This window comes from Paenibacillus cookii, assembly GCF_018333375.1.
GTDB lineage: Bacteria > Bacillota > Bacilli > Paenibacillales > Paenibacillaceae > Paenibacillus_AQ > Paenibacillus_AQ cookii.
The window spans coordinates 24455-34273 of the sequence record NZ_BORW01000045.1; the positions used below are offsets into that span (position 1 = coordinate 24455).

Annotated in this window: 8 protein-coding genes; 7 read left to right on the top strand and 1 reads right to left on the bottom strand. The window is 53.6% G+C overall.

The window, feature by feature from the left end; all coding sequences use genetic code 11:
• The first annotated feature begins 70 nt into the window (after positions 1-70).
• Entirely contained in the window at positions 71-811 is a 741-nt protein-coding gene (locus tag KI367_RS24420; protein WP_036714448.1) for a Bax inhibitor-1/YccA family protein, read from the top strand.
• Between the two features lie 227 nt (positions 812-1038).
• A complete protein-coding gene (locus KI367_RS24425) occupies positions 1039-2166 on the top strand; it encodes a phytase (RefSeq protein WP_373316276.1) in 1128 nt (375 codons plus the stop codon).
• Positions 2167-2293: 127 nt separating this feature from the next.
• Here the strand turns inward: KI367_RS24425 and KI367_RS24430 are convergent, their stop codons facing one another.
• Positions 2294-2947 carry a cell wall hydrolase gene (locus KI367_RS24430; protein WP_212952613.1) on the bottom strand — a complete coding sequence of 218 codons (654 nt, stop codon included), beginning with the start codon at positions 2945-2947 and terminating at the stop codon, positions 2294-2296.
• A 241-nt stretch (positions 2948-3188) separates the two neighbouring features.
• On the opposite strand from KI367_RS24430, the gene KI367_RS24435 reads away from it, so the two are divergent.
• The 5 genes from KI367_RS24435 to KI367_RS24455 all read left to right on the top strand — a co-directional run bounded on the left by KI367_RS24435 (position 3189) and on the right by KI367_RS24455 (position 9507).
• Positions 3189-4166: an SMI1/KNR4 family protein gene (locus KI367_RS24435; protein WP_212952615.1), complete on the top strand. Its 978-nt coding sequence runs from the start codon at positions 3189-3191 to the stop codon at positions 4164-4166.
• A gap of 235 nt (positions 4167-4401) precedes the next feature.
• Complete coding sequence (locus KI367_RS24440; protein ID WP_212952617.1) at positions 4402-5640, top strand: ATP-binding protein; 1239 nt, start codon at positions 4402-4404, stop codon at positions 5638-5640.
• A gap of 99 nt (positions 5641-5739) precedes the next feature.
• Positions 5740-6729, top strand: a complete 990-nt coding sequence (locus KI367_RS24445) for a substrate-binding domain-containing protein (protein WP_036714414.1) — start codon at positions 5740-5742, stop codon at positions 6727-6729.
• A 2-nt stretch (positions 6730-6731) separates the two neighbouring features.
• Positions 6732-8192 (top strand): sensor histidine kinase, encoded by a 1461-nt coding sequence (locus tag KI367_RS24450; protein ID WP_246537268.1) that lies wholly within the window; start codon positions 6732-6734, stop codon positions 8190-8192.
• Entirely contained in the window at positions 8167-9507 is a 1341-nt protein-coding gene (locus KI367_RS24455; RefSeq protein WP_212952619.1) for an AraC family transcriptional regulator, read from the top strand. Before KI367_RS24450 ends, KI367_RS24455 begins: the two co-directional genes overlap by 26 nt.
• Positions 9508-9819: the final 312 nt, after the last annotated feature.

The window sequence follows — 9819 nt, forward strand, 5'->3', positions numbered from 1 at the left end:
CCGGATTTGGTATCCTAAAATATTCCAACGTATGCTAGAATAGCATTAAAAATGTTGGGGGGAAATGAATTTGATCGGTCGCAGCGGAAATCCGACGCTTAACAAAAAAACGTTTGAAAGAAGCGAACATTACAACGGCCAAGAGACCATGACGATCGGCGGGACGGTCAACAAATCGTTTATGCTGCTGGCGCTCCTGATCGGGGCGGCGGTCGTATCCTGGGTGATGTTTTTTAACGGGTACGAAATGTATCCCTACATGATCGGCGGGGCGATCGGCGCATTGGTGCTTGGGTTGGTCATCAGTTTTAAGCCGACGACGGCACCGTTTTTGGCGCCGATTTATGCGATTGGGGAAGGTCTCTTTTTAGGGGCTTTATCGGCGGCTTACGAATCTTTATATTACGGCATTACCTTGCAGGCTGCCTTGCTGACGATGTGCGTATTTTTGGCTATGCTGGTCGTTTACAAGACGGGATTGGTCAAAGCCAGCGCCGGCTTCCAGAAAGGCCTTTTCGCCGCTACGGCGGGAATCGCGCTCGTGTACCTGCTGAGTTTCGTGTTAGGGCTGTTTGGCGTGACCGTGCCGTATTTGCATGACAGCACCCCGATCGGCATCGGCATTTCGGTGGTTATCGTCATTATCGCCGCCTTGAACTTCGTGCTCGATTTTAACTTTATCGAAGAAGGGGCCCGGCAAGGGGCTCCGAAATACATGGAGTGGTACGGCTCCTTCGGGCTGCTGGTGACGCTCGTGTGGCTGTACGTCGAAATTTTGCGCCTGCTTTCGAAGCTGGCGAGCCGGGATTAGGCGAACGGATCAAAATCAGCATAAACATGCAACTGCCGGGAACGCCCGGTCAGAGCGGGCCGCGAAAAGCGGTCCGTTTTTTTTCCGCGGGGTGAGCAGTTTTATAAATCCAAATATTTCATATTTTTACTTGTTGTTTACAATCTTTTGATGCGGGTTTGACGCTTGTCCATTACATTGGAGGTGCATGCCAAATTTTCTATCCATTGGGAGTGTGAGAGTTTATGTTGAGATGGACAAAATCAGCGATGCTGACGGTTATCGGGGGGTGTTTGATGTTTGGAACGTCGGCTTATGCCGGCACGTCGTACGAACCGGTCTCCGTCAAAGCGAAGGTTGAGACGGAAGCGGTCAGCCATGGCGACGATGCCGCGGACGATCCCGCGATCTGGCTGCATCCAACCGATCCGGAAGACAGCAAAATCATTGCGACCAACAAAGCCGGGGGGCTGCTCGTCTACGATCTTGAAGGCCGTCAAAATTATGCCTACGCCCTGGGGCGCATGAACAATGTCGATGTACGATACGATTTTAAACTAGGAGACGCCAAAATCGATATCGCCGGGGCGACGAACCGGACCACCAATTCCATCGATCTGTTCCGGATTTCTTCAAAAGGGGAACTGACCGGGATCAACGGAAAGCCGATCGTGTCTTCCATGAGCGAAGTGTACGGTTTCAGCTTGTATCACAGCCTGCGCAGCGGAAAATTTTATGCGCTTGTGCTCGGGAAAAACGGCGAATTTGAACAATACGAGTTGTATGACAACGGAAACGGGAAAATCGACGGCAAACTTGTTCGCTCCTTCACGCTCGGTTCCCAGTCGGAAGGGCTCGTGGTGGACGATGAATACGGCCGCATGTATATCGCCGAAGAGGACGTGGGGGTTTGGGCATTTGACGCGGAGCCCGGCGGGGGATCGCAAGGCACATTGATCGCGGCGGTTGACAATAAGCGGCTGACGGCCGACGTCGAAGGGTTAACGATGTATTACGGAAAGGACGGCGATGGTTACCTCATCGTTTCCAGCCAAGGAAGCAACCGATACGCGGTTTATGACCGGGAAGACGACAATGAATATCTCGGAAGCTTCACGATCGCGGATGGCCGCGATATTGACGGCACGACCGAGACGGACGGCATCGACGTCCTGAATTACGATTTGGGAGACGCGTTCGAAGAAGGTTTGTTCGTGGCGCAAGACGATCAGAATGTTGAAAAAGGGGAAGTCGTCAACCAGAACTTCAAGCTGGTGGCTTGGGAGGACATCGCGGATGCGTTCGAAGAGGCGGGCGCGGATATCGAATCGCTTGATCCCGTTAACCCCCGTGAATTGAAGAAGCGTAATCCCTAGCGTTGAGATAGCACCCGGGAGGGTGCTTTTTTTATAATCTCGGCGGGGCGCCGGGCGGCTCCCATGCCTGCAGCGATCGTCCGAGCGATCAGAAGCCTGGGGGATGGCCCCCAGGCCTGCAATTCGATTAATTCGCAAACAAATGGCGGCCGATTTTCAGGGTGGGGGTGCGCGTCCGGATCCATTTGTCGGTTGCCGTCTTCGGATTGTAGTAGTAATGCGAGTTGCGGGTCGGGTCCCATCCGCGAACGGCATCCAGTGCGGCACGGTAAGCCGTCCGGTTCGGCTTCATCCCGTATTGCCCGTCGCTGACGGCCGTAAACGCATTTTTTTGGAAGACGACGCCTTGGATGGTATCCGGGAATTCGTCCGATTGGATTCGGTTCATCACGACGGCTCCGACGGCAACCTGCCCTTTATAGGGTTCGCCCCGGGCTTCGCTGTAGATGATTTTGGCCATGATTTCCATTTCGCTTTCGCTGAGCGTATATTTTTTAAGTTTTCTCCATGTGGCGGGTCCTACGGCCCCGTCCGGATGAACCCCGTACTCCTTTTGAAATTTCATGACGCTGGACGCCGTGCCTGGGCCATAGGTACCGTCAAGCGCTCCGTCATAAAGGCCAAGAGTTTTGAGCCGATACTGCACATCCCGGACCTCGCGGTTTTCGCTGCCAAGCGTAAGGACGGATGCCGCCTCGGCCTGGTCCTCCCTCCAACCCAAGCTATAAACGACAAAGAGGACGATAAATACAGCAAACCATTTCCACTTATAAGCTTTCATCGATATCATCTCCTTCAGGATGGATTGTAACGGCAGGCGGGAAATGGAATAAAGGCATAAACTGGAAAATGATTGGGAAATCCAGCTGCTGGATATAAAATTCTATAGTCTTTTCCAAAATCCTTTGCAACGGACGGCCTATTTTGAGCCCCCTTGATTTATGCTTTTCCTCCCATGCTGGAGACGCCATCCCCCGAATGGTATAATTTGAAAAAGGGCTTTTGGTGGGAGGCAAAAAAATATGCGTGAAGATCTTTTGGAACAGCTGGAAACATGGCATGAAGAAGATGAATTCGAGCAAATCGTGGATGCGATCGCGGACATTCCGGAGGAAGAGCGGGATTACGAGCTGGTCAGCCATCTGGGGAGGGCAATGAATAATCTGGAGCGTTACGAGGAGGCGGTCGAGCAATTTCTGACCGTAGCCGAAGAAGGACAAGACGATCCGCTTTGGCATTACCGCATCGGGCTCGCCTATTATTATTTGGACCGTTACGAGGAAGCTTTGCAGGCGTTTGAAGCCGCGGACAAGCTGGACCCCGGCGATGAGGATACGCTGGAGTTCCTGGACTCCATCCGGCAGAAACTGGCGGAATCGGAACCCGTCGAAGAACCGGCCGGCGAACCCGTTCCGGCGGAGTCCAAGGCGGAGCCGGTCGTTGCCGCCGCTCCCGCCGCTTCCGCAACCGATGCGGATCCCGATTCGGCCGGTTTTTGGGACGACGGCGCGGAAGGCGCGGAACACTACATATCCGGTCCGCCCGCGGACGATTTGATCGCTTCCGTGGAGGAATCGCTGGTATTCAAGCTGCCTGCCTCCTATATTGAGATGATGAAGCAGCATAACGGGGGAATTCCGCGCAGCAGATGTTTCCCCGTCCGCGGAACCGAAGCGGGAGACCCGGATCACATTACGATTTCCGGCATTATGGGCATCGGCAGGGAGAAAAGATTCTCGCTGTGCGGCCCCGAAGGCAGCCGGCATATCATTGAAACCGACGGGTATCCGGAATTTGGCGTCGTGATCTGCCCTTGCCCTTCCGGATCCGGAGTCGTCATGCTGGACTACCGCCCGTCGGGCAACGACGGCGAGCCTGAAGTGGTGTACGTCGATAAGGAACGGAACCATAAGGCGATCAAGCTGGCCCCGAACTTCGAGGCGTTCATCCGTGGCCTGGTCCATGAGAATGCGTATAAAACCGGACTTGCCCAAGAATGATGCGAAGGAAATGATATTGAGGCATATGTGACATCAAAGCTATGAAATCATCGACAGACCGCTCCTACGAAGGGCGGTTTTTGTTTGCGACCCGTTTTCCAAAATAAGGGGGAACATTCATTGGCATTTTTGACTTTACTTATAACATCGATTTGGCGTAATGTCTTATAGTAATCATTCAATATAATCTGACAGTGTACGTCATGCAGCATAAGGGCCGAAAGGAAGTTAACCTTTGTTTGAAACGTTGCTTTTAAATTTCCTGTTTTTATTGGTTCCGGTCATCGTCTTTCTCGTGTTTTTCGAGAACCGTCCATCTGATTACCATGGAAAGATCCTCGTTTTGTTGTCGGCCGCGTCGATGATTCTCTGCATTTCGATGCCGATTCAGCTCAGCATTGGGTTTATCGTGGATTTAAGATACATTCCGTTTCTGGTGGTCGCGTTATATGGAGGATATCGGAGCGTATTCCTTTTATATATCATCTTGAACCTGTACCGGTTTTACGTGGGCGGGGAAGGGACGATGCAGTCTTTCCTTTTTTCGACGACAATCATGGTCATCGTGCCGTATTACAGCGCCAAATTTATGAAGCTAAGCTCCAGGGGGCGCATTCTTTGGGCGATGATCGCCTCTTTTTTGACGATCGGTTTTTACCTGTGTACTTTAAGTTTTGCCACGGGGGCATTAAACAATCACTTTGGGGTGCTCGCCCTTAACACTTTAACGACGTATGTGGCGTTTATGGGAGTTCTGATGGTGCTCATCGAAAAGATCATTTCCAACATGAAAAACCGCGACCGGATCATGCATTCGGAGAGGCTGAACGTCGTCAGCGAGCTTGCGGCCAGCGTATCCCATGAAATCCGCAACCCCTTGACGGTTACCAGCGGATTTCTCCAGCTGTTAAGCAAATCGAAGGCGATCGGGCCGGAGGAAAAGGAATATGTGGAATTGTCCCTGCAGGAGTTGCGGCGCGCGGAAAAAATCGTCAGCGACTATCTTTCGTTTGCCAAGCCGCAATCCGACAACATGGTCTATTCCGACATGAGCGAGGAGCTGGAATACACGAAAAGCGTCATCATGCCTTACGCGTCCATCCACAAGGTTGAAGTGGCGTTCAGTTTCAACAATTCGCTGAAAAAACATTACGACCGGAACCAGGTCCAGCAGTGCCTCATCAACCTGTACAAAAACGGGATCGAAGCGATGAAGGAAAAGGGCGGCGGAATACTGTTCATCGACATTTCGGAGAAAAAGCAAAATATCGTCATCCGTATCGAGGACACCGGCGTCGGCATGACCAAGGAAGAAATCTCCCGGCTCGGCAAGCCGTATTATTCCACCAAGGAGGAAGGGACGGGCCTGGGCATGCTGATGGTTTACAGCACCGTCGACAAATTGAAGGGATTCATCGAGGTAGAAAGCGAAAAGGGCAAAGGCACGACGTTCCTCATTACGATTCCGACCTGATTTTCGACCGGGGACATCACCCGGCTTGGCGCATGATGATATACTATTGGAATGGGCAAAATGATCGATAGAAACGCTTGCGCTGAAAGAAGGGAGAACATGTCAAACAGGAAGTGGTCCCTCGGACTGGTCGTGGTGGTTTTGGTTTTTGGGTATGTCCTGATTCGTTTTTTCGCTTCGACGACGATGGTGGATGATTTGATCCATCGCATGGAACCCGGCAAAGCGGCGGCTCCGCCCGCAAAGCATATCGTTCTGATCGCGCAGGAGCTCGATAATCCGTTCTGGCGGGAAATGAAGCAGGGAGCGGATCAAGCGGCGGAACGGCTCGGGATGAAAATCGACTACACGGGACCGATCCGGATCGACCCTTCGGAGCAATCCAGGCTTCTGGAAAAAGCGATTGCCGCCAAACCGGACGGCATATTGGTTCAAGGGCTCGGCAGTGCCGATTACGACCGGCTCATCGCCAAAGCCATCGATCAGGGGATTCCGGTGCTGACGGTCGATGCGGACGAGCCGGGAAGCCGGCGTCTGGCTTACGTCGGCACGGACAACCGCAAGGCTGGAGAGCGGATGGGAGAGCTTGTGGTCGGAAGCGCCCAAGGCGGCGGACGCATCGGCGTCATCATCGGCAGCGAGTTTGCGGACAACCAAAGGCAGCGGCTGGAAGGATTCCGGGCGTATGTCTCGGGGATACCCGGTTATCAAGTCGTCGATGTCCGTTCGTCGAACATCTCGCGGATCGGCGCGGCCAAAAAGGCAGAGGCCATGCTGCGTCAGCATCCAGAGATCGGCACCATCGTCGGATTCAGCGCGCTTGATGCCGGAGGCATTCTCGAAGGCATGAAGGCAGCGGGCAGGGAAGACGTGCGCGTATACGGTTTTGACGATTTGGAGGCAACCCGCAAAGGCATCGCGGCGGGAGACATTGAAGCTTCGATCGTGCAGGAGCCGCGGGAAATCGGCGCACAAGCCATCCGTCTGCTCGATCGATGGTTTCGGGGGGAGAAGCTGCCGCCGCAGCATTTTATTGCGACGAGCGTTCTCGTTCGGGAGCATGGGCAAACGGGAGGGACTGCGCCGTGAATATGCGCCGAATGTTGTTCATCGTTATCCCGCTGCTGTTTATCTTGAACAATGCGGTGTCCTTTTTCGTATTCCAGAGCGGTCGCACCGTGCAGCAAAGCTATAATATGATGCTCGACCGGGTATTATTATATAAACAAATCGACGAGAAGACCCGTGAGAACCTGCGGGCGATCAACGTCCATATCATGGACCGCAGCCCCGGCAGCCTCAAGGAATTCGAAAACCAAAGAGCCGAGCTGAAAGCGCTGCAGACAAGCCTGTCGGCACAGCAGCCGGTGGCTTCGGTCGAGCTTGCCGTCCGGAGTTACCGCCATATGCTGGCAACGTTTATATCGCAGGAAAAAAGCGTGATGGACGCGTTAAACAGCCGTACGCCGCTTGCCTATGCGTCCTCCTATGCCGACGCGGAGACGACGGCCGGGTTCATCCGGGAAGAGGCCTATCAATTGATCGATCAGGAGCTCAGCTACTATCAGCCGTTTTACCGGAAAATCCTCGTGCAAACCGATGTGATGAATCATTGGGGGATAGCCGTGTTTGCGGCGAATACCGTGATCAGTCTCGTGTTTGCTTATTGGATTTCGCTGCGGATCACGAAACCGATTCAGGGGCTCGTCCGGACGGCGGAGCAAATTTCAGAGGGCAATCTGGAAGCGACCCCGCCTCCGATGGGAGTCCACGACGAATTCCGGACGTTATCCGAAGCGTTTCGGCAGATGCAGGAAAATTTGAAGCTGCTTATTCAAAAGGAAAAGGAAGGCCTTGAGAAGGACCGGCTCGTCAAGGAGCTGGAGCTTGCGGTGCTGCAAAATCAGATCAACCCCCATTTTTTGTTCAACTCCTTAAACGTGCTATCCAAGCTGGCTTTGATCGAAGGGGCCGAAAAAACGAGCGATCTGACGGTCTCCTTGTCCAACCTGCTCCGCTACAACCTCCGTCAGCTGGACCGTCCGGTGCCTTTGCGGGATGAAGTGGAGCATGCCAGGGAGTATTTCATCATCCAGCAGGCCCGTTTCCGGGAACGGATCCGGTTCGAAACGGAGATCGAAGAGGCGGGCTTGGACGTTTTGGTGCCCGTGCTGACGCTGCAGCCGATCCTCGAAAACGTGTTTGTGCATGCCATCGAGGGCATGGAGGAAGGAGCCGTCATCAAACTGGCGGTTCAGTGCAAGCCGGACGAAACATGGGTGTCGATATCGGATAACGGGGCCGGAATGAGCGGAGAGATTCGGGATTCGCTGCTCCATTACGACGAGGCGTCCCCGAAGAATGCGGACGGCAAAAGCGGCCATTCCACCGGCCTGGGCACGCGCAACGTGTTCAAACGGCTGGAGCTTTTTTACGACAGAAAGGATCTGGTCCGCATCGAAAGCGCGCCGGGAGCAGGGACGACGGTCATTCTGAGGATACCTGTCCGGGGAAAGGAGGAAAACCATGTATCGCCTGTTGATCGCGGATGATGAAGCCCTGGAGAGGGAAGGAATCGAATGGATCGTGAACCGGATGCTGCCGGACACGTTTCAAATCATGCATGCGGAAAATGGAAGGACGGCGATTCAGAAAGCGGCCGAATTCCACCCCCATATCGTCATGATGGACGTCAGAATGCCCGGCATTCAAGGGCTTGAGGCGCTGAAGGAAATCAAGGCCCACAATCCCGGCGTCAAAATGGTCCTGATCACCGCCTATGAATATTTCGATTATGCGAAACAGGCCTTATCCCTTGGCGTGCACGAATATTTGGTGAAACCCGCCAAGCGGGAGCAAATTGCCGCCGTCCTGAAACGGCTGGTGGATGAGATCGCGGAGGACCGGCGGGAACGCAACGAGCAACTGGCGGTCCGGGACAAGTTCTTTCAGCTGCTGCCGCTTGCGGAAACGGAATTGGCGCTCCATTTTATGTCCGATCAAGTCAACGAGACCGAGGTTTCGCAGCTGGCCGACATATTGAAACTGCCCGCAGGCAAGGGCTGCGCCATCGTGCTTGCCTTCCCGGAGATCGGCGACCAGAAAAAAAAGGTGTACGACACGGTCAAAACGCTTACGCATGACATTGCCAAAGACCGCTGCGGCGCCGTCGTCAGCTCCATGGTCCACAGCCATATGGCGGTATTTCTGCTTGCCGGTCCGCAGGCCGGCGATGAAGCGTTACGGGAAGGTGCCGCGCAATTGGGTGCCAAGCTGGCCGAATCGCTTGCCAACCAGTGCGGGATCACCATTTCCGTCGGCATCGGTTCCGTGCAGAGCGAGGCGGCAGGGATCAGGCGGTCCTATTATGAGGCCGTGTTTGCGTCCAAGTTCGAGGACAAATGGGGAAGCCTCTATCGTTTCGAGGATCTGAAGGCCGCTGACGGAGCCGGCGCTGAGGGTCCCTACGGGAAGGGACCGGCCGAAGAAAGCACCTACGTCCAGCTGGCGATCAGGCAGATCCGGGAAGAGCGGGAGCAGAACACGACGAATATGCTGGACAAGGCGCTGGCATACATACGCGAAAGATTCCAGGAGGAGCTGTCGCTGGAGGATGCGGCGGAGCATGTTCATCTGAATCCTTATTACTTCAGCAAAGTGTTCAAACAGCAGACCGGCGAAACCTTTATCGACTATGTGACAAGGCTTCGCATCGACAAGGCCAAGGACTTGATGAAAAACGGGGAGCTGAGCCTGAAGGAGGTCTGTTACGCGGTAGGTTATAAAGATCCGAATTATTTCAGCCGCGTATTCAAAAAAGTGACGGGGGTGTCCCCCTCGGAATATCGGGTGCATCTTCAATCCTGATAAAGTTCATGCCGCATGGCATGGACTTTTTTGTTGTGGCCGGGAAAAAATAATGCTAGTCCTGCGGAACGGACCGGGACCCCGGGCAATTTTATGCTGTCATAACGCAAATAAGTGCAGAGTCCCCGGTGTTACAATGGTATTAAAGAAATCTGCAGTATGGAAACAGCAGTTTTCGTTAATCCCTCAACTTTCGCACCTTGAAAATTAGTGTTAAGCCTTGATATGACTAGGATTTCTTATTGAAAAATCTCGTTCTTGACAGAAAAACACCTTTCCGTTTGGTAAAATGGAAGTGGATAGTCTTCCCAT

Excerpts from the sequence above, each read along its gene's own strand:
- KI367_RS24455 (WP_212952619.1), top strand. The coding sequence starts at position 8,167 with ATGTATCGCCTGTTGATCGCGGATGATGAAGCCCTGGAGAGGGAAGGA.
- KI367_RS24445 (WP_036714414.1), top strand. The coding sequence starts at position 5,740 with ATGTCAAACAGGAAGTGGTCCCTCGGACTGGTCGTGGTGGTTTTGGTT.
- KI367_RS24450 (WP_246537268.1), top strand. The coding sequence starts at position 6,732 with ATGCGCCGAATGTTGTTCATCGTTATCCCGCTGCTGTTTATCTTGAAC.
- KI367_RS24435 (WP_212952615.1), top strand. The coding sequence starts at position 3,189 with ATGCGTGAAGATCTTTTGGAACAGCTGGAAACATGGCATGAAGAAGAT.
- KI367_RS24430 (WP_212952613.1), bottom strand. The coding sequence starts at position 2,947 with ATGAAAGCTTATAAGTGGAAATGGTTTGCTGTATTTATCGTCCTCTTT.